This is a genomic window from Paenibacillus tepidiphilus, assembly GCF_008635795.1.
In the GTDB taxonomy this organism is placed as follows: domain Bacteria; phylum Bacillota; class Bacilli; order Paenibacillales; family Paenibacillaceae; genus Paenibacillus_AQ; species Paenibacillus_AQ tepidiphilus.
In genome coordinates, this window is sequence record NZ_VWRQ01000008.1 from 63604 (window position 1) to 90440 (window position 26837).

General features: G+C 55.6%; 23 protein-coding genes and 1 riboswitch. Of the genes, 16 read left to right on the forward strand and 7 right to left on the reverse strand.

Features of this window, described 5'->3' with window-relative positions:
• The first annotated feature begins 42 nt into the window (after nucleotides 1-42).
• Nucleotides 43-849 (forward strand): MerR family transcriptional regulator, encoded by an 807-nt coding sequence (locus F1379_RS12245; RefSeq protein ID WP_150269934.1) that lies wholly within the window; start codon nucleotides 43-45, stop codon nucleotides 847-849.
• A gap of 163 nt (nucleotides 850-1012) precedes the next feature.
• Nucleotides 1013-3004 (forward strand): FAD-dependent oxidoreductase, encoded by a 1992-nt coding sequence (locus F1379_RS12250; protein ID WP_239004649.1) that lies wholly within the window; start codon nucleotides 1013-1015, stop codon nucleotides 3002-3004.
• 216 nt (nucleotides 3005-3220) lie between these two features.
• Here the strand turns inward: F1379_RS12250 and F1379_RS12255 are convergent, their stop codons facing one another.
• A complete protein-coding gene (locus tag F1379_RS12255) occupies nucleotides 3221-3652 on the reverse strand; it encodes a PH domain-containing protein (protein ID WP_150269936.1) in 432 nt (143 codons plus the stop codon).
• A 246-nt stretch (nucleotides 3653-3898) separates the two neighbouring features.
• Here F1379_RS12255 and F1379_RS12260 point away from each other — a divergent pair, with 246 nt between their 5' ends.
• The 3 genes from F1379_RS12260 to F1379_RS12270 all read left to right on the forward strand — a co-directional run bounded on the left by F1379_RS12260 (nucleotide 3899) and on the right by F1379_RS12270 (nucleotide 6816).
• A complete protein-coding gene (locus F1379_RS12260; protein ID WP_150269939.1) occupies nucleotides 3899-5314 on the forward strand; it encodes a hypothetical protein in 1416 nt (471 codons plus the stop codon).
• A gap of 59 nt (nucleotides 5315-5373) precedes the next feature.
• Nucleotides 5374-5655 (forward strand): hypothetical protein, encoded by a 282-nt coding sequence (locus F1379_RS12265; protein ID WP_150269941.1) that lies wholly within the window; start codon nucleotides 5374-5376, stop codon nucleotides 5653-5655.
• A gap of 315 nt (nucleotides 5656-5970) precedes the next feature.
• On the forward strand, nucleotides 5971-6816 hold the full coding sequence (locus F1379_RS12270; protein WP_420850495.1) for an EcsC family protein: 846 nt from the start codon (nucleotides 5971-5973) through the stop codon (nucleotides 6814-6816).
• Between the two features lie 66 nt (nucleotides 6817-6882).
• On the opposite strand, the gene F1379_RS12275 is transcribed toward F1379_RS12270, so the two are convergent.
• Nucleotides 6883-7185: a putative quinol monooxygenase gene (locus F1379_RS12275; protein ID WP_150269943.1), complete on the reverse strand. Its 303-nt coding sequence runs from the start codon at nucleotides 7183-7185 to the stop codon at nucleotides 6883-6885.
• A gap of 206 nt (nucleotides 7186-7391) precedes the next feature.
• Here F1379_RS12275 and F1379_RS12280 point away from each other — a divergent pair, with 206 nt between their 5' ends.
• From F1379_RS12280 to F1379_RS12290, 3 genes are all read left to right on the forward strand, one after another.
• A complete protein-coding gene (locus F1379_RS12280) occupies nucleotides 7392-8189 on the forward strand; it encodes a hypothetical protein (RefSeq protein WP_203457086.1) in 798 nt (265 codons plus the stop codon).
• A gap of 119 nt (nucleotides 8190-8308) precedes the next feature.
• Complete coding sequence (locus tag F1379_RS12285) at nucleotides 8309-8860, forward strand: TetR/AcrR family transcriptional regulator (RefSeq protein WP_150269945.1); 552 nt, start codon at nucleotides 8309-8311, stop codon at nucleotides 8858-8860.
• Between the two features lie 219 nt (nucleotides 8861-9079).
• The gene (locus F1379_RS12290) at nucleotides 9080-10042 is read left to right on the forward strand and encodes an NAD-dependent epimerase/dehydratase family protein (RefSeq protein ID WP_150269947.1); all 963 of its coding nucleotides are present in this window, start codon (nucleotides 9080-9082) and stop codon (nucleotides 10040-10042) included.
• Between the two features lie 196 nt (nucleotides 10043-10238).
• Here F1379_RS12290 and F1379_RS12295 read toward each other — a convergent pair whose 3' ends face one another.
• Nucleotides 10239-10925, reverse strand: coding sequence for a DsbA family protein (locus tag F1379_RS12295; protein ID WP_150269949.1), 687 nt, complete (start codon nucleotides 10923-10925; stop codon nucleotides 10239-10241).
• 289 nt (nucleotides 10926-11214) lie between these two features.
• On the reverse strand, nucleotides 11215-11379 hold the full coding sequence (locus tag F1379_RS29750; RefSeq protein ID WP_162551140.1) for a hypothetical protein: 165 nt from the start codon (nucleotides 11377-11379) through the stop codon (nucleotides 11215-11217).
• A 306-nt stretch (nucleotides 11380-11685) separates the two neighbouring features.
• Between F1379_RS29750 and rlmN the strand changes: the two genes are divergently transcribed.
• The 5 genes from rlmN to F1379_RS12320 all read left to right on the forward strand — a co-directional run bounded on the left by rlmN (nucleotide 11686) and on the right by F1379_RS12320 (nucleotide 15599).
• Entirely contained in the window at nucleotides 11686-12783 is a 1098-nt protein-coding gene (gene rlmN, locus F1379_RS12300) for a dual-specificity RNA methyltransferase RlmN (RefSeq protein WP_150269951.1), read from the forward strand.
• A 30-nt stretch (nucleotides 12784-12813) separates the two neighbouring features.
• Complete coding sequence (locus F1379_RS12305) at nucleotides 12814-13101, forward strand: DUF6509 family protein (RefSeq protein ID WP_150269953.1); 288 nt, start codon at nucleotides 12814-12816, stop codon at nucleotides 13099-13101.
• A 133-nt stretch (nucleotides 13102-13234) separates the two neighbouring features.
• Complete coding sequence (greA, locus tag F1379_RS12310; RefSeq protein ID WP_150269955.1) at nucleotides 13235-13714, forward strand: transcription elongation factor GreA; 480 nt, start codon at nucleotides 13235-13237, stop codon at nucleotides 13712-13714.
• Between the two features lie 164 nt (nucleotides 13715-13878).
• Nucleotides 13879-14805 carry an AEC family transporter gene (locus F1379_RS12315; protein WP_150269957.1) on the forward strand — a complete coding sequence of 309 codons (927 nt, stop codon included), beginning with the start codon at nucleotides 13879-13881 and terminating at the stop codon, nucleotides 14803-14805.
• Nucleotides 14806-14918: 113 nt separating this feature from the next.
• A complete protein-coding gene (locus tag F1379_RS12320; protein WP_150269960.1) occupies nucleotides 14919-15599 on the forward strand; it encodes an S-layer homology domain-containing protein in 681 nt (226 codons plus the stop codon).
• A gap of 54 nt (nucleotides 15600-15653) precedes the next feature.
• Here F1379_RS12320 and F1379_RS12325 read toward each other — a convergent pair whose 3' ends face one another.
• The 3 genes from F1379_RS12325 to F1379_RS12335 form a co-directional block, all read right to left on the reverse strand.
• Nucleotides 15654-16829, reverse strand: coding sequence for an ATP-binding response regulator (locus F1379_RS12325; protein WP_150269962.1), 1176 nt, complete (start codon nucleotides 16827-16829; stop codon nucleotides 15654-15656).
• A 52-nt stretch (nucleotides 16830-16881) separates the two neighbouring features.
• Nucleotides 16882-20661, reverse strand: a complete 3780-nt coding sequence (locus F1379_RS12330) for a response regulator (RefSeq protein ID WP_150269964.1) — start codon at nucleotides 20659-20661, stop codon at nucleotides 16882-16884.
• Nucleotides 20662-20804: 143 nt separating this feature from the next.
• Complete coding sequence (locus F1379_RS12335; protein ID WP_150269966.1) at nucleotides 20805-21329, reverse strand: hypothetical protein; 525 nt, start codon at nucleotides 21327-21329, stop codon at nucleotides 20805-20807.
• A 153-nt stretch (nucleotides 21330-21482) separates the two neighbouring features.
• Nucleotides 21483-21586: riboswitch (purine riboswitch) on the forward strand.
• Nucleotides 21587-21704: 118 nt separating this feature from the next.
• On the opposite strand from F1379_RS12335, the gene F1379_RS12340 reads away from it, so the two are divergent.
• The 3 genes from F1379_RS12340 (at nucleotide 21705) to F1379_RS12350 (ending at nucleotide 26835) form a co-directional block, all read left to right on the forward strand.
• Entirely contained in the window at nucleotides 21705-22304 is a 600-nt protein-coding gene (locus F1379_RS12340; RefSeq protein WP_150269968.1) for a xanthine phosphoribosyltransferase, read from the forward strand.
• Nucleotides 22298-23593: a nucleobase:cation symporter-2 family protein gene (locus F1379_RS12345; protein WP_150269970.1), complete on the forward strand. Its 1296-nt coding sequence runs from the start codon at nucleotides 22298-22300 to the stop codon at nucleotides 23591-23593. The genes F1379_RS12340 and F1379_RS12345 overlap by 7 nt, the downstream gene beginning before the upstream one ends.
• Nucleotides 23594-23748: 155 nt before the next feature.
• Nucleotides 23749-26835, forward strand: a complete 3087-nt coding sequence (locus tag F1379_RS12350) for a hybrid sensor histidine kinase/response regulator (protein WP_150269972.1) — start codon at nucleotides 23749-23751, stop codon at nucleotides 26833-26835.
• Nucleotides 26836-26837 lie beyond the last annotated feature (2 nt).

Genomic DNA, 26837 nt, shown 5'->3' on the forward strand with positions numbered 1-26837 from the left:
TTAAGAGATAAAAGCGAAATTTCGACAAAGCTGGGGGTTTGCATGAAGTATTCCATCGGAGAATTCGCATCTATTCTCGGCATTACCGCCGATACGCTGCGGCTGTATGAGAAGCATGATATCGTCCGCCCGGTCAAGGGCTGCCACAACAATTACCGCTATTTTGACGATCTGGACGCCAGAAATCTGCTCTCCAGCAGATGGTACCGCAGTATGCAGATTCCGCTGCAGGATGTCGCCGAGCTGGTTACCGACGCGCCGTCCGAGCGGGTGGTCGAGTCCATTGCCGCTGCCAGAGAGCAGCTGGAGGAGGAAATCCGGCGTAGTACACTGCTGCTGCAGAAGGTGAGTGAAATCCACCGAGAGCTGATGGATATCGGAGATTACTTATACCGCTGCCGCATCCGCCAGGCACCCGGGATGTACCGCATCCCGCAGACGAACAAGAACCAGCTGCTGCAACAGGACAATCTGCGACCAGCGGTTCAGGAGTGGATGGAGCTGCTGCCCTTTACGTTCTACTCCTTCCGGATTGCAGACAGCAGAGAACTCGGCGGCAGCGGGGAGCTGGACTATACCTGGGGATTGGCCCTCCTGGAGGAGGACCGGCAGAAGCTTGGAATCGAGGTCAGCGGCAGCGCTGAATACATGAAGCCGTGTACCTGTATATCAGCGGTGATCGAGATCAGTTACGAGGAGTACATCGGGCAGGAGTCGTTCCAGTTTATGCTGGATTATGCCCGGGAGCACCGCTACACCGTTACCGGAGACATCTATGGCAAAATTCTGTTTACAGAGCGGAGCTGCGAACAGAACCGGACCTTTTTGGAGATCAACATTCCGATCTGAGCCGGTTCCTTCTTATAGTATGAGAAAATTTTCACATAACGTTCATTGACCTTGGTGCGGCACCAAGGTTTACACTCGGTTCGTAACTGGAAGGGTCCTGGGAGAGAAGCAACGGACCGCAGAAGCTGTGCACACAGAAACTATTCATTAGGGGGAAAAGAAAGTGCTTAAACCAAAACTCGGCAAACTGCTGCTGGTCTCGCTGTGCCTGGTGATGATCCTGTCGGTCATCGGCTGCAGCGGCAACGACAATGAACCGGCAGCCTCGGAGCAGCCGTCAGCCGCGCCTGAAGCGACGCAGCAGGCGGATACCAGTGAAACCGGTGAGATTCCGGCTTCGTTCAAGGCCGGAACCTACAAGGCGGAAGCCGATGGCAAGGATGGCAAAATCGAAGTTGAAGTGACGCTCGACGATACGATGACCATTACAGATATTCAGGTGCTCAGCCAGAACGAAACGGCGGGCATCGGAGTAGAAGCGATTAATACAGTCAAAGAACAGATCATTGCCGGCCAGACGCTGGCGGTTGATGCGGTCAGCGGCGCCTCGGAGACCAGCAATGCTCTTCTGGCGGCAGTCGAAGATGCGCTGAAGCAGGCAGGCGGCGATGTGGAGGTCTTCAAATCCAGAGCGGTGGTCAAAGCCGGCGAAGGCAAGACCGAGCAGCTTACAGCCGATGTCGTGGTTGTAGGCGCAGGCGCTTCCGGCGTGTCGGCAGCGGTATCAGCGGCGGACAAAGGCGCAAAGGTCATCCTGATTGAGAAGACCGCGACTATCGGCGGGGCCAGCAATCTGTCCTGGGCCGGTAAATTCTATAACTCTTCGGCTGCAGTTGCCGGCGGACTTAAGGTCAACGTGGAAGATGAGATTGCCAACTGGATCGTCAACAACCACTGGCGTGTGGACGCGGCGGCGATCCGCCAATACGTTGCCAAATCCGGAGAAACGTATGACTGGCTGACAGGCAAAGGCTACCAGACGACGTTTATGAATTTCGGCGGCGAACAGCTGCATGTGCTGCCGGCGTATGAGACGCGTCAGGACCTGCTCCGCGCCATGCTGGCAGAATCGGTAGAGAAGAACGGTGGACAAGTAATTACAGAGACAACCGCCAAGAAGCTCCTTACGGGCGCTGGCGGTGAAGTGTCCGGCGTAGTGGCCGAGAAGGCCGACGGAACGACGCTGGAGATTACCGGGAAGAGCGTAATCATGGCGACAGGCGGCTACGCCGCCAACAAGGAAATGGTCAAGGAGGCCTTCGGCTTCGAGGGCGTCAACGGCGGCCTGGGCCAGAATATCGGCGAAGGCCTGCAGATGGCCTGGGATGCGGGCGCGAAGGTTCCCGATAATTTCGGCGGCCAGATGCTGCACCAGACGCTGGCCAGAGCGACCGAGAAGCTGAAGGGGCAGTATGAGCCGTTCCAGGCCAGCTATCCGGTGATGCTGACCTACCTGCCTACCTTTATGAACGTCGGTCCTTCCGGCGCCAGATTCCGCGACGAAGCGGCGACGCTGACTGCGGTGGCCGCAGCCAATACCAGCGCGTTCAACGGCGCCTACCACCTGGTCATCGTCTCGAAGTCACAGATCGATGCGTTGAAGGCTCAGGGAATGAAGGGTGTAAAAGCGCCAAGCCTGCCGGGCATGCCTCCGGAATTCTACGCAACGTTCGCCGACAAGTTCAAGCTGGACAATCCTTGGACAGATGCGGACAAGGTATTTGAATCCATGGTGGCCAATGGCGACGGCTATAAAGGCAACACCATCGAGGAGCTCGCGGCCAATGCCGGTATGGATGCCGCCGTGTTCGCCGAAGCGTTCAAGAGCTATGAAGCTGCGGCGAAGACCGGTGTAGACACCGAATTCGGCAAAGCTAAGGAATATTTGCTGCCTATGGGCGAAAGCGGACCGTACTACGCGGTCATTGCCGAGATCAACAATCTGGGCTCCGTCGGCGGTCTCCTCGTCAACACCAAATTCCAGGTGCTGAACGACAAGCGCGTGCCGGTACAGGGCCTGTATGCAGTAGGTCTGGAATCGGAGGGTGTACTCTTCAACGATACTTATGTCGGCAACGGTGTCGGCATCGGCTACTCCTTCACCTCCGGGCGGCTGGGCGGCGAGGCTGCCGCAGCCGGGGCACTGGGGCAATAAGGACCCGGCGCATTGCGGGCGTGACTACAGCCTTCATGCGCAGGTAATATAATCGCTGCCGGCTAACAAGCCAGGCGGAATGAACAGAACAAAGCCGATAGACCGGTACCCTCGGGAAGGGCCGTCTATCGGCTTTTGGTTTTGCCCTGTAGTGCAGCGTGACCGGTAAGGGCATTGATGCGAGAGCATTTTGGAAGGAGAAGAGGGCTGCACGTATTACAAAGAGGACAGCTTCTCCAGCTCAATCCGGGCTCCCTTGCAATGCTCCTGAATTCTGTTGATGAACGCAGGGGTATCTTCGCGGGCGGGTAGGGACAGCAGGACGCGGCCTGCAGCAGACCGAATCTCAATCCGGGTCGTTGTCCAGGCAGGGGCTGAGGACAGGTCATCGGAGAGTCCGACCTGGGTGATCGTGCTGTAAGGGATATGCTTCTTCTGAAAGCCGATAACATAGACGAAAGAATCTTCCCCGAAGATGAAATAGCAGCGCAGGAGATAGAACGCAATCAGCCCGAACAGCAGAACGAATCCTGCACCCAGCGGCAGCAGCATATTCATTTCCAGGTTCATTACCGATAAGGCAACGACTGCTGCGGCTACCGCAAGAATGATTACAAATATAGGGCTCCGGCGGATACGAATGATCATGACCAGCCTCCTCGATTTGTTTTTATTTACAAAATATCACAAATGAGGGATTCGGCATATGAACAATTTCGCGTTACAGTTCTGTACCCGGCTGGCCGAGCGAATTCCGGCAGAGCAGTTCTGCCCCGGGATGTAGCGAAAATTGTCAGACAGAAGCTCTGCGGGTGAACAACCGCCTACCTTCCAGCATAGCATATAGCACCATCTGGCAATGGCTTGCTATGGATGAAAGGGGGCGTACCGGCGATGAGCATCCAGTTAACCGCGATCCATTATGTATATCTGATATTTATCGTATTTATTATGGCGCTGTTAATCCGGAGGCGCGACACCACGATGATCTGTGTGGCCGGAATCTTTACGCTTGGACTGCTGGCTACCAGCACGCTCAGCGGGTCGGTGTCGGGCATTTTTAATTCCTTTATTTACGCTACGAGAGAGCTGCTTGGCACCATTATGATCATCTCCATTATCGTGGCAATGAGCCGGGTGCTGATCATCACAGGGATCAACGAGACGATGGTGGCCCCATTGACCCGCTTTCTGCGGACCCCGGCGCTGGCGTATTGGGGCATCGGCGTGATTATGCTGGTGACCTCGATGTTCTTCTGGCCTTCGCCTGCGGTGGCGCTGATCGGCGCCGTACTGCTGCCGGTGGCGCTCCGGGTAGGGCTGCCTGCGCTCGGCGCGGCGATGGCGATGAATCTGTTCGGCCACGGGATTGCGCTGTCCGGTGATTATATCATTCAGGGCGCCCCGAAGCTGACCGCCGATGCTGCCGGCCTGCCCGTCTCCAGCGTTATGGAGGCGAGTGTACCGCTGGTCATCGTCATGGGCGCGGTCACCACGGTCACGGCCTTCTGGATGATGCGCCGGGATATGAAGAACGGGACCTGGAGAGACGGGCTGGTATCTGCGGCGGGGGGCGCAGAGCCGCTGCGGGAGAAGGGTATAGGGGTCCCGGCTCCGGTGAAGCTGGCACCCGGATTAAGGCGCAAGCTGGCCGTTGCAATTCTGCTGTTGTTTGTGCTGGATGTGGCAGCCATGTTCGCGCTTGGCCTGCAGGGCGGCGACGCCACGGCGCTCGTCGGCGGAACCGCTGTGCTGATTCTGATCTCCATTACTTTGATTGCCCACCGCAACCGCGGGCTGGAGCAGGTTACTTCCTATCTGATTGAGGGGTTTGTGTTTGGCTTCAAGGTGTTCGGTCCGGTGATTCCGATCGCCGCATTCTTCTATCTGGGCGATGCGGCGTTCACTGAGCTGTTCGGCCAGGTGCTGCCGGAGGCCTCGCACGGCATAGTCAACGATCTGGGCGTCGCCCTCGCCGACCATGTGCCGCTGAACGGTGCGGTGGGTGCCGTAACGATGACTGTAATCGGCGTCATTACCGGCCTTGACGGCTCGGGCTTCTCCGGCATCTCGCTGGCCGGCTCAATCGCCCAACTGTTCGCGGCAGCGATTCAGTCCGGCGCGGCGACCCTGACCGCCCTCGGACAGGTGGCGGCAATCTGGGTGGGCGGCGGCACACTGATCCCGTGGGCCCTGATTCCTGCGGCGGCGATCTGCGGCGTCAGCCCCTTTGAGCTGGCCCGCCGGAATCTGAAGCCGGTGCTGATCGGGCTGGCTGCGACGACCATATTGGCTATATTTCTCGTATAATTCCTTCTCCTCCTATCCATCCTATAGGGGAACGCGTGATGGAAGGAGAGGAACAATGTATGAGGCATTATGAATCAAGCCAGCGTACCAACAGTACGGTGGACCAGGCGCATGATTCCATAACCAAGCTGCATAATGCGATCAGCCAAGCGCTGAGCCATCCTAGCGAGCAAACGCTCGCCCAGGCGGAGAGCAGCCTGGATCATGCCATCGAGGCGTACGGTCATGCGCCCGAAGGCTCTATCGGCGGCCAGGGGGTCGATCTGGTTGAAGCGCGGCTGAACGAAGAGAAGGAGCGGCTGAGTGCGCTCCGGGAGCAGGCCGGCGAATTTGAAGAATAGCAGCGTCAGCATGAAGGCATTTCCGGTGCGCCGGGAATGCTTTTTTGCAGTATACGAGTGTCTACTGGGCCCCTGCCGGGTGACTTGGACTCAGCACCTGCCCCGTCCCCAGTCCCCCGCACTCCGCACCCCACACCCCGCACCCTGCACCCCGCACCCCGCACCCCGCACCCCGCACCCCGCACCCCATTAGCTCCTCCTTCTGGGGCATCGGTGAGTGGTTATTGTCCGGCGGCAGGGCTTTCTGCATCAATTGGGCACGCAGCGGGTTATTATGTTAAGAGAAGCATAAGCATCCAAGGAGGCGATGAGATGATGGACAGCGGAGAAAGGCAGGTATATCTGGAGACGCCGGAGCAGCTGCGCGCCGCATTGGCCGAAATCGAGAAGTGGGAGAAGGAGCAGAATCAGCTGATGATTTGGGACCGGATTACCCGGCTGCCGTTTAAGCTGTTCGATAAGCTTACCCCGAAGTTTGTGCATGCCAGGATCGGCGCACTGCTGGATGAGCTTGGCGCCTATATCCAGAACGGCGGCAAGTATCTGGTGGCCGGACGGAAGGTGGGCAGCTTGCTGGAGAAGGCCGGCCGTGCGGCGGGCGGCAGCGGCCAAGGCCCGTATCCGCTGGCCGTTATGGACAGCGCCGCCCGCTCCTTGAGCGGCAGCAGCCGCAATGTGGCCACCGTGCAAGGGGCGACGACCGGATTCGGCGGGGTGTTCACCCTGCTAGCCGATATCCCGGCGGTACTGGGGCTCTCGCTCAAGGCCATCCAGGAAATCGGCCTTTGCTATGGGTATGATCCCGCCGATAAGGCCGAGCGGATCTTCACCGTTAAGGTGATGCAGTTCGCCTCCTCCGACGTCGTCGGCAAGCGGACCATCCTGCGGGAGCTGCAGCTGCAGGCCGGCGGAAGCGGCGATATCGCGGCAGGCACGAATGCCGCGGTCTCTAAGCTTCAGGGCTGGCGGGAGGTCGTTACCTTGTACCGCGATAACTGGGGCTGGAAGAAGCTGTTTCAGGCCGTTCCCGTGGCCGGCATGTTCTTCGGGGCGTTCATCAACCGCAAGGCGCTGGAGGATGTGGCAGAAGCCGCGCAGATGCTCTACCGGAAGCGGCGGATCATCGAGCGGCTGGCGGAGACCGCCGGTACTCCGGAGTAACGAAGAGAATGCCCGGAGTCTAGATTGTAGGCGAGTTATTACGCCTCCTGCTTCACCGCTACGGACTCAGGCGCCTTTGCCGCCTATAGGGGTCAATCGTGTGGATTCGACACCGGCAATCAATGGCATGGCACGTTGGATCGTTGCCCGGGTCTCGTCTAGGGCAAGGGAGGCGGCATGTGCCTCCGCATTGCTCCAGATTTCAGTTACCACAATAACATCCGGCTGATCTGCAGGATAGTGGATGATATACTGCTGGCAATCCTCGGTGCCGCCCGCATTTGCAGCAGCCTCCAGCAGAATGGCAGCCAGCGTATCACGCTCCCCCGGTTTGGCCGTAAACCGTGCAATCATTGAGAATTTGGTCATTGGAATCACCTCTCCTTTGTAAATCAAGAATAGCATAACGAAGGCCATCCAAGAAAATCCAACCTGTTGGTGATCGCGAGAAAACTCCCGGGATAAGTTAAGCGCGTGTCGGCTCGGCCTGAGCGTATGAGCGTGTGATCTAACATAACGCATAGCAGTGGCTCAACCCGTATAATGCAGTAAACGGATACAGGGGGCGAAAAGCTGTGAATAATATTTTGTGGGCAGATAGGGACTGGACGCCTGTAGCTGCTAATCCGTTCAGCCCGGACGGAACTTACGGGCCAAATTGGTCGGCATTTGTCTACGGTGAAGAGCAGCCGTATTATTCCAATGTGTGGCCGGGCAGCAGGGTGTATGTGCTCAGCGTCAATCCACAGATAGACATTCATGGAACGCGCTTGCGGGACTTCGCCGACTATGAGAATGCGCACGGTCGGACGGTTATTGTCCGAGCGCCGGCTGCGCAGCAGGAACAGGCTATGGCCCAGTTCCATCCGTCATTATCCGGCGGGAGCCTCTGCGGCATCCGGGAGCATGATCCGCGCTATCTGGTACATAGCACAACTCTGGAGTCATGGACAGCCATTAAGCGTACCGGGGCTTTGCTGTCGCCGGCTGAACTGAGGAGAAGACAGTGCGCTGTGCACGAGATTGGCCTGAAAGCACTGCTGGAGCCGGCTGATTATTCTGATTACATCATGCTGGATGTCCTTGAAGGCTGCGGGGAGATTGTTGTGAATTCCCGGCAGCTGGGCTTTGTGTGTACAGACCCGTCCCGGCCGTACACTCCCGGGGTCAGGCTGTATTTTGACTCCCACCGGCTTATATCGGATGGTCTTGCGGTCCGGGACGGATTGCATGTGCTAAAGGTTAAAGACTGTTTGCCGCTGCGGCCCTATATGCTGATGTGCATCGGCCGGAAGATGCTGCCGCAGCGGGAGGTATGGACACCCACCACATATACGGATGCCGCCAACAGCTATTTTCTGGAGCAGGTGTAGACTTGCTCCGGAGTACAATTTTTTTCGGCCCGGGGTTGATTGTTTATAATTTTAAGCATATACTGCAATCAAGAGAGTGATTGATCAATAACCTATTCCCAGAGACAGGAGAGTCGACAATGAACAACAAGCAGACGGCTACGGTCCGCTCCAAGTCGGACGAAGCGACCGCCGCGAACCGGCGGGAGCAGATTCTGGAGGCGGCGGTAATCGTGTTTGCCGAGCATGGTTATTATCGTGCAACTACGGCGCAGGTGGCTGAGAAGGTAGGTATTTCGCAGCCCTATATTTTCAAGCTGTTCCGGAACAAAGAGGAATTGTTCGTGGCGGCGCTGGAGCGGGCCTTTGAGCGGATTATCCGGACGTTTAAGGCTATCGTGGCTCCCGCAGATCAACTGCTCGCCGAAACCATACGTTCCTACGAGCAGCTGATGGAGACTCACCCCAATGAGATTTTGCTGCAGGTGCAGGCTCTTGGCATCCGCGACCAGCCGATTCTTCAGACGATGCAGAATGGCATGCTTGCCGTAACAGATTTAGTGAAGAGCAAGTTTGTGGATGCGGGAATTCGCAACCCGGAGGTGGAAGTAAGCACCTTCATGGCCAACGGCATGCTGTGCAATATTGCGATGGCTTTAGGTATGCCGGATTTGAAACCGAAACATGCGTGAATATCTTTGTCCAGGGAAACGATCCCGGACATCCGACTAATTAATAGTGATTAATCAATAACTAATTATATTCTGCAAAAATAGCATCAAGAATAGCATATGGCTCAGATATTAAAAAATTTAAGAATTTAATGGGCATGTTCAACAACGAACGCACATTCTTCATTATTTGTTAGTGACTAATCACTATAACTAAATTATCATGGGAGGTATTTTGAGATGGAAAAAGCGCTTGTGTTGGGAGCAACGGGAGGAACTGGAACAGTGATTATTACGGAGCTATTGAAAAGGGGTATTGAGACCGTCGCCTTTGGACGTTCAATGGGCAAGCTGGAGCGTCTTTCGCAACAGCTTGGCAACCCCCCAGGGCTTGAGCTGCGTACAGGAGATGTATTTAAAGCGGATGACATCTATACCGCCTCACAAGGGGCTGACGTTATTATTCACAGTGCTTCGGTCCCTTATCACGAGATGACTACCAAGCTGTTGCCAATGGGGGAAGCGGTGATGGAAGCGGCGAACCGGCTGGCCGCCCGGGTGGTGGCGGTCGACGGGATTTATCCCTATGGCCGCAGAACGGGCGAGCAGCCGATTGACGAAGACTATCCAAAGCGGCCTCACACTCGCAAGGGCCAGACGAAGCTCGCTTTTGAGCATATGTTCTTCAGCCCACGCTGGAGCCGCACATCCGGCATGATTGTCCGCCTTCCCGATTATTATGGTCCGACGGCGAATGAAGCATCCTATCTGGGTTCGACACTGGCAGCGATTGCTGCAGGGAAACCGGGGATGTTCATCGGTAATATGACGATTCCGCGAGAATATGTCTATTTGCCCGATGCTGCCCGGATGATTGTCGAGCTGGCCTGCAGGGAAGAGGCTTACGGGCAGAACTGGAACATTCCCGGCCCGGGTGTCATCTCCGGCAAAGAGATTGTCCGGCTGGCCCGGGCGGCAAGCGGGAAGTCGCGGCCGGTAATTCCGGTCGGAGCGGCTGGCTTACGGCTGCTTGGCTTGTTCGTGCCTGTGATGAAGGAGATTGTTGAGATGCTGTACCTGACCGAGGAACCGCTCCGGCTAAGCGGAAGTAAATACGAGCGGCTGATCGGGCCGATTCCGGCCACCCCCTTCGCGCAGGGAATTGCTGAGACCATTCGTGCCTTGCAGGAAAAGGAGCGGTAACCTTCAAGGATGCAATGGATTCATAGCGATCCAAATCCAGTATGATACTACGGAGAACTGTGAGAATCTGGACAGAACGAGTAGGGAAGCTGAAGAGATTCCAGCTTTCGCCCCTAACCGTAATCCGCCAGCTCTATGGAGCGATCTTCAGAAAAAACGAACAAGCAGCACCTTCGGTGCTGCTCTGTACTGATTTTTATTTAAGAAGAGATTGAATTTTCTCTGTTAGTTTTGCAGCGTCAACCTTTTCTCCATTTACAACAAAGCTTGGTGTTCCATAGATTCCGTTTGCAGCAGATATTTTGAAATCTTTTTTCACATCGAACAGGTATTTGTGTTCCTGTAGATCTTTCTTGAACAGTTCATAATCAATTCCTTGAATATTATCCTTCACAAACTTGAGCAGAAATTTCTCCGTGGCCCAGATGGTTTTTTCTTCCCCTTGGTTCTGAAACAGCTTCTCTTTAAACTCCCAGAAGCTGTCGGGATTCTGGTTGTAGATAATTTCTGCGGCAACAGCGGCTTCAATAGAGTCGGGTCCGAGAAAAGGAAAGTTAATGAAATAAAACTGCACCATTCCTGTATCTACATAGTCGCTTTTGAACTTAGCAGCATTTGAAACATCCCAGTTACGGCAGGCGGGACACTTAAAGTCTGCGAATTCTATGACTTTTATGGGGGCATTCGGATCACCGATGGACGGTTGGGTGGAAAGCTGGAAATCACCAACTGTAAGTTCGATTTTCCCTGTTGCGTCCATTAAAGCAGGCAGCTTTTCCAATTCAGACTCATTACTTTCTGACATGAATGCTGTAAATACTGCAAGCAGAATTACACATATTGCAACTACCCCTGCCAGCCAAAAACCATGTTTCTTCTTCATCAGGCACCTCAAATGTTCGTAGTCGGATTTTATACTATGCCAGGCGGGAGAAGGTTGTATGTGAGAAAAATCTCTTAAAAATAGCAAAACAGCCAATTTTTTTATTCGTCAAACTCCCTCCCGTAAACCCGAAGTCAACTGTTTTAATCCACCTTCTTAGTGTGGGTGCGGCTTGGCAAACTGCCAGCAGACGGCAGCTACAAATGGATACATCTGTTATTTTTCCCGCCGGTCCTGCTTGACTTAAAGTGGCATGAGGTGGATGTGTTGCCAATCGCGCAATCCCCTCTTATAAAGATTTCTTCCCCACCATAAACAGAACCACCGCAAACAAGAGAACTACGACGATGGAGATATAGTCAACGCGGTGATAGCGGATCAGCTCGTAGAAGATGTCTACAATACGTAAGGCGAAAAGAATCAGGATGAGGCTTCCAAATAGTTTGCTTCTCATAGTACACCGCTTTCTGTATGCAGAATTGCAGGCTCGGGATCTTTTTACCGAATATAATATAAGTCCAGTATATACTGGAATGTCCCGTCGGAGCTGGCACCCTTGTTTGACACCGGCAATCAAAAACATTCTTATTCCAAAAAATCACTGCATAAAAGCCGCGCTTTCCCCGGCTGCACCAGGGATTTCCCTTGTTTTAATAAACAAAATTTGAGACAATAGGGTGATGTCAAGATGTTGTCGAACTTATTCCGTCAGGGTTAAATAGATCTGAATCTGAATTGTGTGAAGGAAAGAGGGCAAGGAATGAATAAAGCATCCATCTATGGATTAACGCTGGAGCAGTTGACTGCCTGGCTGCTGGAGCGCGGGCACAAGAAATCCCGCGCCAAGCAGGTGTGGGACTGGGTATACCGCAAACGCATCACCGATTTCGCAGAGATGAGCGATGTCAACAAGGAATGCGCCCAGCTGATGGCGGAGCACTTCGGCTTTTATACAATGGACGAGCATGTGAAGCAGGAATCGGTTGACGGTACTGTGAAATTTCTGTTCCGTCTGCAGGACGGCAACCTGATTGAGACGGTGCTCATGCGGCAGAAATACGGCCTTTCCGTCTGCGTAACAACTCAGGTCGGCTGCAATATCGGGTGCAGCTTCTGCGCCAGCGGGCTGCTGAAGAAGAGCCGCGATCTGGGAAGCGGAGAAATTGTCGAACAGATTATGAAGGTGCAGCAGCATCTCGATCTGACAGAGCCGGGGAACCGGGTCAGCCATATCGTGGTGATGGGCATTGGCGAACCATTTGATAACTTTGCGAATCTGCTGGATTTCCTGGCTATCGTCAAGGATCACAAGGGGCTGGCCATTGCCGGCAAAGGCATTACCGTCTCAACGAGCGGGCTGGCCGACAAGATCCGTGAATTTGCCGATGCTGGGGTAGGTGTAAACCTGGCAATCTCCCTGCACGCACCGAATAATGAGCTGCGGACACAGATTATGAAGATTAACCGGGCGATCCCGCTGGAGAAGCTGCTGCCGGCGATTGATTACTATTTGGAGAAGACGAACCGCAGAATTACACTGGAATATATTCTGCTGAAGGACATCAACGACCGTGAGGAGCATGCCCTGGAGCTGGCCGAGCTGATCGGCGACCGGCGGCAGCTGGCCAATGTGAATCTGATCCCGTATAATCCGGTGGATGAGCACGGGCAGTACCAGCGTCCGGAGCGGGAGACGGTGCGGGGCTTCTTTGATACGCTCAAGAAACAGGGCGTAAGCGTCAGCACACGGCTGGAGCAGGGCTCGGACATCGACGCCGCCTGCGGACAGCTGCGCAGCAAGCAGATCCAGAAGGAGCGGGGCTCCGCCAAGCAGGAGAGCGGCAAGGCGGTTGGCTAAACGCCATATTTGAAGAAAGAAGGAATCGGAATGCTCACATTTACGGAGTATACCGCGGAATATATCCGCGATCCGTTCGGGATTATCAGCGGCAAGCGCTACGAATTCGTCATCAATCTGAATGTGCCGGAGGACGACGAGTTGTATCAAGAGAACGGTGTATCCGTGCGGGCGGTGGTCAAGGTGGACAATGAAGCGTTCAGCCTGGTCACCTACGATCTGCTGGAGACGACCACAGGCAAGCTGCTGGACTTCGATCTGGAAGAAGATGAAGAAGCAGAGCTGGCGCAGTTCTGTAAAGAGCATCTGCCGGAATAGGAAGCGCAGGAAGCCCCGGGCCAGCCCGGGGCTTTTTTGAAATACAGGACAGTACCGGAAAGTTCCCTTTCGCATGTTTACCGGATTTGGGGTAGAATAGAATAAAACGCAGGAAGAATTAGGAGTTGTAAACATGTCCAACAATGAAGAAGTGATTGTGACCAAAGAAGGCTTGCAGCAGCTGGAGGATGAGCTGAGACAGCTGAAATCGGAGGGGCGCAAAGAGCTGGCGGCCCGGCTCAAGCTGGCGATCAGCTACGGCGACCTGAAGGAGAACAGCGAATACCACTCGGCCAAGGAGGACCAGTCCTTCATGGAGACCCGGATTATGACGCTGGAGAAGATGCTGACCAAAGCCCGGGTAGTGGACGAGAGCAGCCTGGATCTGAGCGCAGTCAGTATCGGTGCCCTGGTTGTCCTGAACGATCTGGAGTTCGCTGAACAAATCGAGTACCGGGTGGTCAGCCCGGCGGAGGCCAACGTGGCGGACAACAAGATCTCCTATGAAAGCCCCCTGGGCAAAGAGCTGCTCGGCAAAAAAGTAGGGGACATCATCAGCGTGGATGCTCCGGTGGGCATCATTAAATATGAGCTACTGCAGATTAAGCTGTAGGGCTGTTCCTTTCGCAATCCCCGGTTCCTGCTCCGCAGGAGCGCGGGGATTTTTGTGCTGCGCTATAGGCCGTGTCTATGGAACATATTGTTTCCGTATCTTAGACGAAGCCGCCGGAGGACGTTATAGTAAGAAGCAACATACCAATAGAGGAGTCCTGAACTGTGATTCAGACTGTATGGTCGACCATGATCGGAGTCATTGTACCGCTGTCCATTCCCGTGCTGGCCGGGGTGCTGCTGGGCAAGTTCAAGCGCCTGGATACCGGTCCGCTGCTGACGCTGTATTTATATTTTCTGAGCCCGGCCATCATTCTCGATACACTGGCTACGGCGGAGATTTCCTTCGATGATGTGTATAAGACGCTGGCCTTTTCTCTGCTCAACTTGCTTGTGCTATGGGCATTGTCCCTCGCTCTTGGCCGAATCCTGCGGCTGCCCCCGCCCGAAGCCGCAGGGCTGACGCTGATCTCCACGTTCACCAACAGCGTGAATTACGGGCTGCCGCTTGTGCTGCTGGCCTTTGGCCAACTGGGGCTGGACAAGGCCTCCGTCTATGTCATCGCCCAGATGGTCATCGTCAACACCATCGGCGTGTACTTCGCCGCCAGATCGCAATTCTCCGTAAAGGCTGCGGTGAAGTCCGTGTTCTCGCTGCCGGCAATCTATGCGGCTATCCTGGCGCTTCTGCTGCGGGCGTTTCAGCTGCATATGCCACAGGAGCTGGCGCAGGGCGTCTCCCTGGCGGCGGGCGCTTACTCGCCTGTGGTCCTGGCCGTTCTGGGCGCCCAGATGGTCAAGGTAAATGCGGCGCAGACTGCCCGCAATGTACAGCTGGCCTTTTGGACGGGGTTATCCGTCCGGCTGCTGCTGGCGCCGATGATTGCCGCGCTGCTTCTGCTGCTGTTGAATATTACAGGGACCTTGTTCTCGGTGCTGCTCATCCTGGCCTCCATGCCGGTTGCCGTCAATTCGGTGGTGCTGGCCGAACGCTTCGGCAGCTCGCCTTCGCTGGTATCACGGTGCATTGTTTGGACGACACTGGCTTCTTTTGTAATGTTGCCGGTGCTCATTGCCGTAGTTGGCGGTTAATGAAGAAGATTTTGGCTCTACCTGGAAGCGGGGGCTGCAACTTTTTCCTGCGCTGTCCGTCTGGATGAAAAAGGAGGGACTTCCCTCCAAATTCCAAGAAGAGGTGACCAGAAATGGCGAACAATACATGGGGCCGTATTCTCATTGCGGCAACCGCGGTGCTGGCCGTGGGCAGTAGCGGGCACAGCTATGCGGCAGGGGCCGATTTCTCCGATCTGGACGGCAGCCCGGCCAAGGCGCATATCGTGGAGCTTCAGCAAAAAGGCATACTGCAGGGCGTAGGCGGCGGAGTGTTTATGCCGGATGTACCGCTGACTGCTGCGCAGGGCGTTCAGCTGCTGGTGAACGGGCTCGATTTGAATCTGGATACCATCCGTTTTATCAAAGAACCGCTGGCTACGGACTACTTCAGCAAGGCAAATGACAAAGCCTGGTATGCGCAAGCGCTAATCATTGCAGCTAATAACGGAATGGATCTGCCGCGCGAGCTGGACCCGGGCAAGGCATGGACACGCGAGGAATTTACGCACCGCCTGATCCTGACGATGGAACTGCACAGCAATCTGCCTATGATTAAAATCATCCCGGTGGATATTGCCGACGGCGGGGAGATTACCTCCGGGTATGACGGCTCGATCCAGCGCGCGCTGGTGCTCGGCATCACCGGGCTGGACCACAGCGGGCAATTTCACCCGGGTGACCCGATCACCCGCGGAGAGGCGGCAGAGATGCTCTATAACGCCGTGGAGTACATCGCCGCTCATCCGGCTCCTGCCATGGAAGAGGTTGAGTAAAGATAATAAAAGGCAAGCCACGGACTCGTGGCTTGCCTTTTTTACTGAGAACGGTTAGTCGGCCATTCCTTCCTGCACTTTAACGGTGAATACGAATGCCGCTCCCCGGGACCTGTCCGGTTTGGCGTAAATGGTGCCGCCCATCAGCTCCACCAGCATTTTGCAGATAGAGAGCCCGAGTCCGGTGCCTCCGAATCTGCGGCTGATGGTCGCGTCGATTTGAGTGAAGGGCTGGAACAGGTATTTCATCTTGTCAGCAGGAATGCCGATACCGGTGTCTTCAATAACAAATTCGAGCCAAAGGGCTGCTTCTTCCCGCGCCTTCAGCTTGACAGAGACGGTCACTTGGCCGTCGTTTGTGAATTTGACGGCGTTGCCGATCAGGTTGTTCAGTACCTGCCGCAGCCGGTTGCCGTCGCCGAGCAGCAGCGGTGGGATATCCGGATCGATTTCCGTGTTCAGCTGCAGCTGCCGTTCGAGGGCCAGTGCCCGGAATAGATCAACGGTCTCTTTCACGCAGGAATGAAGGTTGAACAGCTCTTTGTCCAGCTCCATTTTGCCGGTTTCAATTTTCGTGAAATCCAGAATATGATTAATGACCGATACGAGCGCGTGTCCGCTGGTATGGATAATCTCGGCCATCTCGCGGTCTTCCTGCGACTGCGCCGAGGTGCGCAGCATGTCGGACATGGCAATAATTCCATTCAGCGGAGTGCGGATTTCGTGGCTCATCATGGCCAGGAAGCCGCTCTTGATTTGCAGGGCCACCTCAGCCGTTTCTTTCAGCTCGGTCAATACCGTATTGGCGTTCTCCAGCTCCTGCGTCTTACGCACAAGCGCTTTGCGCGCCTGATAAAGACGCACGAAGCCTTCGATCTTGCTCTTCAGAATCAGGGGATGGAATGGCTTGGTCATGAAGTCAATGGCTCCCGACGAATAAGCCATCATGTAATGCTCCAGTTCGGAGGTCAGCGAGGTCAGGAAGATGATTGGAATATCCTTGGACTTCTTCCGCATCTTGATCCGCTTGGCGGTCTCGAAGCCGTTCATGTCCGGCATCAGCACATCCATAATAATCAGGGCGAATTCCTGCTCCAGCAGGCACTTCAGAGCTTCCATGCCCGAGTTCGCTCCAACGAGACGGTAGGGCGTGTCCGTCAGCAGTGCCTGGATAGAGAGGATTTCGTCCGGCCGGTCATCCACAACCAAAATATAAACAGGGTGTTCCATAATTCCTCCCGCGATCCGAAATGTCAATGCAAGGTAGCAAATGATGTGGCTATTACTGTATTAGCCAAGCTTTGAGCACCGTAACCAGCTGGGTGGTATTGATCGGCTTGGAGATGTAGTCGGAGGCACCGGCCTCCAGGCATTTGGTCCGGTCCTCCTCCAGAGCGCGGGCAGTCAACGCGATAATAACCATATGGTCGTATTCCGGCATGGAGCGGATATGCTGCATTGTTTCGTAGCCGTCCATTTCCGGCATCATAATGTCCATGAAGACCAGCTCGACGTCAGGATGCTCCTGCAAATAATCCAGAGCTTCCCGGCCGTTCTGGGCGAAGGCAATATCCATATTATATCCTTCAAGCACGCTCGACAAGGCAAAGATATTACGCATATCGTCATCCACCAGCAGGATGCGCTTGCCGGCGAAGGCGGCCTCCGGATTATGCAGCTTCTCGATCAGCAGCTGCTTGTCCGGCGGGAGATCGGCATGCTTGCGGTGCAGATAGAGCGCCGTCTCATCGTAGAGCCGCTCCATGGACCGCACATTCTTCAGCACGATGCTCTCCGCGTAATGGCGCAGCCGCTGCTCATCGATCTTGCTGAGGTCCTTGCCGGTGTAGATGATGACCGGCAGCGTCTGCAGCTTGCGGTTCGTCTTGATCTGCTCCAGCAGGTCGAAGCCGGTGATATCGGATAGGCCAAGGTCCAGCACCATGCAGTCAAAATGATGGCTGGCCAGCTGTTCCATCGCTTCACGGCCGGTGCCGACGGCGACGATGCGCACATCGGGATGCGCGATGAATTCCACGAGACTGGAGCGCAGCGTCTTGTTGTCTTCGACGATGAGCAGGCTCTTGACCGGCCGGCGGATATACGTTTCGATCTGCAGGAAGGCAGCCTCCAGCTCGGCCTGATCGTTCGGCTTCTTCCAGAAGGAGAGCGCGCCCATCACGAGGCTCTGCTGATTCTCCTCTGCGGTGGAAATGACATGCACCGGAATATGCCTCAGCTCCGGCCGGCTCTTGAGCCGGCTGATGATGGATCTGCCATCCAGGACGGGCAGATGCAGGTCCAGCAGGATTGCGTCCGGCTTGTAGGCATACGCCAGCGCCAGACCCTGGTCACCCTGGAAGGCAACAATGGCCTTGAAGCCTCTGCTGCGGGCAAGCTTCAGCAGGATGGACGCAAATTCCGCATCTTCTTCAATGATCAGGAGCACCGTATCCCCGTTCTGCAGGTTCTCCCGGTCATCATCCATCTCCTTATGCTGCAGCAGCTTCGGATTGGAAATGGAGATATCGGGAATGAACGACTCGCGGAAACCGCCTTCTTCGGCGACATTGTTCTGCGGAGCACGGTCATTCTCGGCTTCCTTGTAATGCGTTTCGGCTGCTGCGGCAACCAGCGCTTGTATATCTCCTTCCGCAGGCTTTGCCGGCAGGAAGAGGGAGAAGGTGCTGCCCTTGCCTTCGGATGAATCGACTTCGATTCGGCCGCCCAGCATGCTGGCCAGCTCGCGGCAGATGGTAAGGCCCAGTCCTGTGCCGCCATATTTGCGGCTGGTGGTGCCATCGGCCTGCTGGAAGGCTTCGAAGATGCTCTCCAGCTTGGAGGCAGGAATGCCGATACCCGTATCGCTGACGGAGAAGACAATCTCTTCGCCCTCTGTACGGATGGACAGCGAGACCGAGCCGTGCTCTGGGGTGAACTTCAGGGCATTCGACAACAGGTTGTTCATAATCTGCTGTATCCGGTGGCCGTCAGAGACCAATGCATCGGGCAGCCGGCTGTCGCAATGGACGTCAAAGCGGATATGCTTCTTCTTGGCCTGCTGCTCGAAATGGCGGTACACCTGAGTGCTTAGATGCTGCAGGACAACCGGCTCCAGGACGACGTTCATCTTGCCGGCCTCCATCTTCGCCAGATCGAGAATTTCATCGATCAGCTGCAGGAGATCCTTGCCTGCGGAGAATATCGTATGCACATATTCCAGCTGCTTGGCGCCGAGATTGCCTTCCTTATTCTCCGCAAGAATCTGGGAGAGGATCAGCAGACTGTTCAGCGGAGTGCGCAGCTCATGGGATACATTGGCCAGAAATTCCGATTTATATTGGGCAGCCAGGAAGATTTCCTCTGCCTGGGCCTTGATCTCTTCCTTCTGCGCTTCCGTAAGCTCAACCTGCTTCTGCAAGCTTTCCTGGGAAGCCGAAAGTTCCTCTGTCTGGGCGCGCAGCTCCTCGGTCTGCACCTCCAGCTCCTCCTTCTGCTCTTGCAGCTGGAGCGTCTGCTTCTGGAGCTGAACCGTCTGCGCTTCGAGCTCCTCCTTCTGGTTCAGCAGCTGCGCCGCCTGAGTGGCAATTTCCTCCTTCTGGCGCGCAGTCATTTCGATTTCGTGCTGGAGATTGCGGTTGGAGCCGGCAAGCTCTTCCGCCTGTGCAGCGATCTCTGACTTCTGGCGGTCGGTAATCTCGACCTGCTGCCGCAGATTCTCCTGCGAAGCCCACAGCTCCTCAGTTTGCGCCCGCAGCTCCTGCGTCTGCGCTTCGAGCTCTTCCTTCTGCTCCTGAAGCTGAACGGTTTGGCTTTGGAGCATATGCGTCTGAGCCTCCAGCTCCTCCTTCTGGTTCAGCAGATCCTCCGCCTGTGTAGCAATCTCGTCCTTCTGGCGTGCGGTCAGTTCTATCTCCTCTTGCAGATGGAGGTTGGCATCGGCGAGGTGCTCGGCCTGCGCGGCCAATTCGGCCGTTTGCGCTTCAATCTGGCTCTTCTGCTCGGCAGTCAGCTCCATTTCCCGCTTCAGCGTTTCGTTAGACTCAAGCAGGCTCTCTGCCTGTACGCGGAGTTCTTCCCGCTGGGAAGCAAGTTCTTCCGTCTGGGCAGCCAGCTCTTGCGTTTGGGCGGACAGTTCCTCGGTCTGCGCCTGCAGTTCCTCGGTCTGTGCTTCAAGCTCTTCCTTCTGCAGCTGGGATTCGTGGAGCAGTTCCTCAATCCGGGCCACATCGCTCAGTGTGTTAATGATGATTCCCATGTTATGGGCAGTACGTTCAATAAGCTGGCGGTCCCGGAGCGAAAATTCACTCAGGCCGGCCAATTCAATAACGGCAACGACTTCCTGCTCGTATAGGATCGGGACCAGATACAGAAGGGCAGGTGCAGACTGTCCGAGTCCGGAATGGACACGGATATAATCGGCTGGAAGATCCCGCAGCTCCTTAATTTCCTGGTCCAGTGCACATTGGCCGACGAGTCCGCTGCCGAGCGGAATGGGCTTGTCCAGTCCGGCCGCAGCGTCAAAAGCATAACCAGCCGTGAACCAGAGCTGGTCATCGCGCTTCAAATATAAAGAACCATAGCTTGCCCCCACGGTGCCGGCCAGCTTGCCGATAAAGATCCGGGACGCTGTCGCCAGCTGTACGGAGCCTTGCAGAACCAGGGCGATATCCGAGACCTGATCATTAATCCAGGCCTGTTCTTCTGCTTTCAGCCGCAGCGTCCGTTCCTCTTCTCTCTGATGGTGGAGATCAACGGCAAGACTGTGAAAGGAGCGCGCCACCTGTCCGAACTCGTCTTCCCTGTCGGCAAAGGAGGTGTTGACATCTGTAGTTCCATGGGCGATGCCGCTGGTGATCCGGGCAATGCGCTCTACTCCCCGGGCGATGTTCCGTCCGACGCCCATCATAAGGACGCCGCCGAGCACGATGCCCAGTGCGCCGAACCCGGAAATGAGCAGCCGGCTCCATCCCTCTGAACTGGTTAATGCTATGATAACGGTGCCGCCGAATAATAAGATGAAGGCAAATGCTGCCAACCTGACCTGATGATTGATATTCATATTCGCCCGCCTTTTATATAGAATTCTTCAAATAAATTAATTATAGCTTGTAAAGCGTAGGAAAGACAAAAAAAATAGCGCCGAAAGTCGCAATTTCTTAGCGGATTTGCGGCGCCCTTGTACACATTTCCAGAAAAGCCTGTTTACTTGCGGGACCGGCGTGCGGCATGGCGGCGCTTCCGGGTATCACGGTTCAAGGCATGGCCGCCGGCACCTCCGCCCACAGCCTGCTGCTGCCTGGAAAAAGGACTGTTGATCGTAGAGTTCGTGCCGCTGGTGCTGTAGGTTCCGCCGCCGCTTCCCACCTGGGTGGCGGATGAGCTTTGGCTGCCCGCCCGCAGCTTGACAGTCTGGTTGTTGATGACAACAACAACTTCCTTCGGGACGGTGTGCAGCAGCGGGAACGGCTGCCTGCCCCCGCGGCGCCATTTGCCGCCGGCGCCGACGCTCTGCTGCTGGCGGGTGTAGGGCGAGGCGATGGCTGCATTGCTGCCGCCCGCACTGCTCCGGCCGGCGCCGCTGGCGATCTGCGTTGTATTGGCTGCATTGGTGTATTGGTTGTTGATGACAAATACCAGCCGGTCTACGCCGGCAAGAGGTGTGCGGGTAACGATGCGCCGCTTGCCTTTCTGGATGATAACGACAATCTGGTCCTTCCGTTTAACCATCTCGATCGATCCTCTCTGAGTGGGTTACTTGCCCAGCGGGAGCGGGCAGTCCTGCGTAAATACATAACTATGAAAGCTTCATGAAAATTTCATTCCTGCTAAAAATTTGTGCTTGTAAGGATCGGACAGAGCGTGTAAGATATACAGGTATTTAAGCCAAATAGGAACACAGCTCATATAATCTTGGGGATATGGCCCATAAGTTTCTACCGGACGACCACTGCAATTGTCCGACTATGAGTGAATATAGCATTCAGGGTTTTTTGGCGTGCACAAGAACCCGGAAGGACAGATTCACTTGAAGAGAAACGCTCAAGTGAATCTGTCCTTTTTTGTGTTTGGCATGAATGAACAGAAGAAAGAGGGTTCCGTGTAGTGAAGGTATTGGAGGATCGCATCAGAGAAGAAGGTCAAATCTTGTCGGAAACCGTGCTCAAGGTAGATTCCTTCCTGAATCATCAGGTGGATACCGCGTTGGCGCTTCAGATCGGCCGGGAGTTTAAGGACATTTTCGGGCAGGAGCGGGTGACCAAGATTCTGACCGTGGAAGCGAGCGGCATCCAGTTTGCAATGGCTGCAGGGATTGCTTTCGGGGTTCCGTTTGTATATGCCAAGAAGAAGAAGGCAGTCACCCAGTCCGAGGAGGTATATTCGGCGCCGGTGCACTCCTTCACCCGTCAGGAGGATTACCGGATCAGTATTTCGCAGAAATATCTGGGTCCGGAGGACAAGGTACTGATCGTCGATGATTTTCTGGCCACCGGTGCCGCGCTTGTCGGACTCACGGATATCGTGGAGGCTGCGGGAGCGGAGCTGGTGGGTGTCGGCTGTGTTATTGAAAAGAGCTTCCAGGAGGGACGGGGCCTGCTGGAGCAGCGGGGAATCCGCGTGCATTCCCTGGCCCGGATCGCCGCGATGGCTCCCGGAGAGGTTCACTTTATTCCAGAATTGATCGAGGAGCGTGCGGAATGTTAAGCAAACAGAAAGTATTCGCTTTGGGCCTGCAGCATGTGCTGGCCATGTATGCCGGAGCTGTTATTGTACCGCTGATTGTCGGCGGAGCGCTGAACCTGAGCGGCACGCAGATGGCCTACCTCATTGCAGCGGACCTGTTCACCTGCGGTCTGGCCACACTGCTGCAGGTGATGGGCAGCAAGTATTTCGGCAGCGGGCTGCCGGTTGTGCTCGGCTGCACCTTTACGGCAGTCAGCCCGATTATCGCCATTGCCTCCGGGTCCAATCTGGCCACCGCTTATGGCGCGATTATCATCTCGGGCTTGTTCGTTGTCCTGGCCGCTCCGCTGTACGGGAAGCTGCTCAAGTTCTTCCCGACAGTGGTGACCGGCTCGGTAGTTACAATTATCGGCCTTTCGCTGATTCCGGTAGCCATGAACAATGTGGCCGGCGGCGAGGGCAGCAGTGATTTCGGACAACCGCGCAATCTGCTGCTGGCGCTGATTACGCTGCTGGTCATTCTGGCCGTGAACCGTCTGGCCAAGGGCTTCCTGCGCTCCATCTCCGTTCTGGTGGGCCTGGTGGTCGGTACGGTCATTGCTTATACAATGGGAATTGTAAGCTTCGACTCCGTTGGCACTGCCTCCTGGGTCAGCATTGCACAGCCGTTCTACTTCGGCTGGCCGGAGTTTAATATTACTGCAATCTTCACGATGATTATCGTCAATATCGTCTCCATGGTTGAATCGACCGGCGTATACTTCGCCGTAGGCAAGGCAACGGACCAGAAGGTCGAGCAGAAGCAGATTGTCAACGGCCTGCGCTCGGAAGGGCTGGCCATCATGCTCGGCGGGCTGTTCAACGCCTTCCCGTATACGGCGTTCTCGCAGAATGTCGGCCTGCTGTCCCTGACCCGCGTCAAGACCCGTAACGTCATCTTTGCGGCCGGCGGCATTATGGTCGTGCTGGGGCTGCTGCCGAAGCTGGCTGCTCTGACCACCGTGGTTCCGAACGCCGTACTTGGGGGAGCGATGATTGTCATGTTCGGCTCGGTTGCCGCATCGGGCATGTCCATCCTCTCCGAGGTGGATCTGCGCAAGGACGGGAACCTGTTGATCGCCGCCTGCAGCATTGCCGTGGGCCTCGGCTCGGCGGTGCTGCCATCAATGTTCGCCCAGTTGCCGGAGTTCGCCAGAATGCTGCTGCAGAACGGTATCGTATCCGGCTCAATGACGGCGATTATCCTGAATATTTTCCTGTCCAGGACGAAAGAGGTCCAGTTACCCGCCGCCGTTCAGGAACCAAAGTAAAATCTGCCAACTGTAAAGTATAATAAGATAGGCCGCCGATTCCGAAATAATTGGAATCGGCTTTTTGTTTTTCCTTTTGATTCAAGCCATTTTGCTTTATATAAATAATGACAGTACAGGTTGTATAATCAGGCATCCGGGAAGGGACACACTCGATGAAGAAATATTGGCAAAGCATTCTCGCCAGCCTGCTGCTGGTCCTGATCGTACCGCTCGTCTCGCTGCTGGAGGTTGTGACGGAGAAGAGGGATATGCCGGTGGCCCGGCAAGGGATGATCGATCTGACGGATTGGGACTTTCAGGGCGGAACGGTCAACCTGAACGGGGAGTGGGCTTTCTACCCGGATGTTCTGCTGGCCCCGGAGGAGTTCGCCGGGAGCGTGCCGGGCCGGGAAACACCAGCATCACCCAGTCTGATCCAAGTGCCGGGCAAATGGAATGCATATCTATCCGGCGACGGGAAGGCGGAAGCTAAAGGCTCCGGCACCTATCATCTGCAGATAAGAGTGCCATACGGTGAAGCGAAGGTATACGGAGTGCGTGTCGGCAACATCCGCATGGCGAGCGAAGTATTCATAAACGGACAGAGGATCGGGAACAGCGGTCTTCCAGCCGGGAATCCGGATGAAGGCAGACAGAACAATATCCCGTACACAGGATTCGCTGCTATTGACGGGAACAGGATGGACATTGTCGTTCAGGTGTCCAACTACAGCTATAACTCGGGTGGAATCATCACACCGGTGAAGTTCGGCGACCAGCAGGCGATCTTGAAGAGCCGTGAGGTGGCATTGCTTTCCGATGGCGTCGTCCTGTTCAGCTTTTTGCTGCTGTCTTTTTTCCTCCTGCTGTTCTCACGGGTGCGGGCAAGCCGGGGCATCACGCTGTATCTCGGATTATTCTGCATGGCGGCCTTTATTTATATATTGACCCATGGAGAGAAGCTGATCTCCGTCGCTTTGCCGGGTCTGCCTTATGAGATTGTGCTCAAGCTGCAATTAGCCTCCTCGACGCTGGTCTACTATTATCTGCTGCATTATATGGCCAACTCTGTTAATTACCCCATGTCTGCGGGTGTACTGAAAGCATCCAAGACTGTGACGGGCTTATTATTGCTGACCGCGGTGTTTGTTCCGGCGTATTGGTTCAGCTATCTGGAGACCCTGCTGGTCATCTGGGGAGGCGTCAGTCTCAGCCTGGTGCTCTACTATATGATCCAGGGCACGCGCCGGAATCCACAGGAAATGTTCCTGATGATGGTCAGCATCGAGAGTCTCAGCCTGGTGATCTTCTATTATCTGATCAGCATCACCAGCTTCGCGGTTAATTATTATGTACTGCTGTATGAAATCATATTGTTTGCACTGTTCCAGGCCATGGTGCTGACCCGCAGATATGCCGCTTCTTTCCGCGAAGTCGAGCAGCTCTCCCGCCGCTTGGTGTCCCTGGACGGACTGAAGGACAACTTCATGGAAGAAACCTCCCGGGAGCTGCGGAGACCGCTGCTCGGGATCGTCAATATGGCCCAGACGCTGGGTGAGGGAGCGGCGGGACCCTTAAACGCCAAGCAAAGTGAACAATTGGCAATGATCGTCTCCACCGGGAAACGGCTGTCGTCACTGATCAACGACATGTCCGACTTCGCCCTCTTGAACCACGGCGGATTGTCTCCGCAGCGGCAGAATGTAGATTTGCGCACGGTGGCCGCCTCCGTTCTGGAGGTGACGCGCCACCTGGCCGGCAATTCCGCACTTGATTTCCGGCTTGAACTGCCGGCGCAGCTTCCCCTGCTGGAAGCCGATGAGCAGCGGCTGATTCAAATTCTGTTCAATTTGTTCTCCAATGCAGTAAACCACACACCCGGAGGGACGATTACGCTATCCGCCGAGGTTCAGGGGGGCTATGTTGCCGTCACGCTGGCAGACAACGGCATCGGCATAGCGCCGGAGCGGCTGCGGAATATCTTCGACGCCCCCGAGACGGATGGTAACGCAGGCAAAATGGCATACCGCGAATATAGTCTGGGCCTCAGCATTGTCCAGAAGCTGGTCGAGCTCGGCGGAGGAACCATTTCAGCCCGCTCTGATTGGGGCCGGGGCTCGGTATTTACCTTCACGGTTCCAATTGTTAAAGAAAAACCGGCGTTTCTGAATCAGGAGTATCTGGAAGTGACCGGCTGGGAAACAGCCGCCTCGGACGGAAACGAGGCGGCAGACGATATTCCGTCCGAGGCGGAATGCTGCTACATTCTGGTAGTCGACAATGATCCGGTCAACCGTCAGGTGCTTGCCAATGCACTGCGGCTGGAGAAGCATGCGGTGATCACCGCCTCGAGCGGTCCGGAGGCGCTGGCCAGAATGCAGGATTATCCGGAGCTCGATCTGGTTATCCTTGGCTGGGTCATGCCTGAAATGCCGGGATTGGTGCTGTGTAAGGCAATCCGCAAGCGGTTTGTGCTGTCTGAGCTGCCGATTCTGGTGCTGACGGCCGGCAGCCGCCCGCAGGATATCCAGGCCGTCTTTGAGGCGGGAGCCAACGATTATTTAAGCAAGCCTGTGGATCTGCGCGAGTTCCGGGCCCGTGTGCAGACGCTGCTGGATATGCGCAAGTCGATCCGTGTCTCGGTGCAGACGGAGATCGCCTTCCTTCAGGCCCAAATTAAGCCGCATTTCCTGTACAATGCGCTGAATGCCATCATTTCGGTATGCCCCGACGATCCCGAGAAAGCGACTGATTTGCTGCTGGAGCTAAGCCAATATTTGCGCAGCAGCTTTGACTTTCAGAACCGCGGGCAGACGGTGCCGCTGCAGAAGGAGCTGGGTCTGGTCCAGTCCTATCTGGCACTGGAGCAGGCGCGGTTCGATGAACGGCTGCGGATTGTCTTCGATGTTCCTGAAGATATCCGGGAGCTGGTGCCGCCGCTCAGTATTCAGCCGATTGTCGAGAATGCCGTCAACCATGGCGTGATGCAGAAGGAGGCCGGCGGTACGGTGACCTTGTCGATCCGGCTGCTGCCGGACAAGCTGGCGGTTGCGGTAACAGACGACGGCATCGGCATGACCGGAGAGCGGATTGCCGAGGTACTCTCGGAAGAGCGTGCCGAGGGAGGCATCGGCCTGCGGAATATTCAGAGACGGCTGCTCAAAATGTACGGCGCCGGACTGATGATCCAGAGCAGGCCGGGCTACGGAACAACGATCTCCTATACCATACCGCGCACGAATACATCCATGAACGCATGACT

What these genes read in the sequence shown, in the direction of transcription:
- F1379_RS12270 (WP_420850495.1), top strand. Translation starts at nt 5,971, where the DNA reads ATGGACAGCGGAGAAAGGCAGGTATATCTGGAGACGCCGGAGCAGCTG.
- F1379_RS12245 (WP_150269934.1), top strand. Translation starts at nt 43, where the DNA reads ATGAAGTATTCCATCGGAGAATTCGCATCTATTCTCGGCATTACCGCC.
- F1379_RS12350 (WP_150269972.1), top strand. Translation starts at nt 23,749, where the DNA reads ATGAAGAAATATTGGCAAAGCATTCTCGCCAGCCTGCTGCTGGTCCTG.
- F1379_RS12290 (WP_150269947.1), top strand. Translation starts at nt 9,080, where the DNA reads ATGGAAAAAGCGCTTGTGTTGGGAGCAACGGGAGGAACTGGAACAGTG.
- greA (WP_150269955.1), top strand. Translation starts at nt 13,235, where the DNA reads ATGTCCAACAATGAAGAAGTGATTGTGACCAAAGAAGGCTTGCAGCAG.
- F1379_RS12345 (WP_150269970.1), top strand. Translation starts at nt 22,298, where the DNA reads ATGTTAAGCAAACAGAAAGTATTCGCTTTGGGCCTGCAGCATGTGCTG.
- F1379_RS29750 (WP_162551140.1), bottom strand. Translation starts at nt 11,379, where the DNA reads ATGAGAAGCAAACTATTTGGAAGCCTCATCCTGATTCTTTTCGCCTTA.
- F1379_RS12305 (WP_150269953.1), top strand. Translation starts at nt 12,814, where the DNA reads ATGCTCACATTTACGGAGTATACCGCGGAATATATCCGCGATCCGTTC.
- F1379_RS12265 (WP_150269941.1), top strand. Translation starts at nt 5,374, where the DNA reads ATGAGGCATTATGAATCAAGCCAGCGTACCAACAGTACGGTGGACCAG.
- F1379_RS12260 (WP_150269939.1), top strand. Translation starts at nt 3,899, where the DNA reads ATGAGCATCCAGTTAACCGCGATCCATTATGTATATCTGATATTTATC.
- F1379_RS12335 (WP_150269966.1), bottom strand. Translation starts at nt 21,329, where the DNA reads ATGGTTAAACGGAAGGACCAGATTGTCGTTATCATCCAGAAAGGCAAG.
- F1379_RS12330 (WP_150269964.1), bottom strand. Translation starts at nt 20,661, where the DNA reads ATGAATATCAATCATCAGGTCAGGTTGGCAGCATTTGCCTTCATCTTA.
- F1379_RS12255 (WP_150269936.1), bottom strand. Translation starts at nt 3,652, where the DNA reads ATGATCATTCGTATCCGCCGGAGCCCTATATTTGTAATCATTCTTGCG.
- rlmN (WP_150269951.1), top strand. Translation starts at nt 11,686, where the DNA reads ATGAATAAAGCATCCATCTATGGATTAACGCTGGAGCAGTTGACTGCC.
- F1379_RS12275 (WP_150269943.1), bottom strand. Translation starts at nt 7,185, where the DNA reads ATGACCAAATTCTCAATGATTGCACGGTTTACGGCCAAACCGGGGGAG.
- F1379_RS12320 (WP_150269960.1), top strand. Translation starts at nt 14,919, where the DNA reads ATGGCGAACAATACATGGGGCCGTATTCTCATTGCGGCAACCGCGGTG.
- F1379_RS12285 (WP_150269945.1), top strand. Translation starts at nt 8,309, where the DNA reads ATGAACAACAAGCAGACGGCTACGGTCCGCTCCAAGTCGGACGAAGCG.
- F1379_RS12295 (WP_150269949.1), bottom strand. Translation starts at nt 10,925, where the DNA reads ATGAAGAAGAAACATGGTTTTTGGCTGGCAGGGGTAGTTGCAATATGT.
- F1379_RS12325 (WP_150269962.1), bottom strand. Translation starts at nt 16,829, where the DNA reads ATGGAACACCCTGTTTATATTTTGGTTGTGGATGACCGGCCGGACGAA.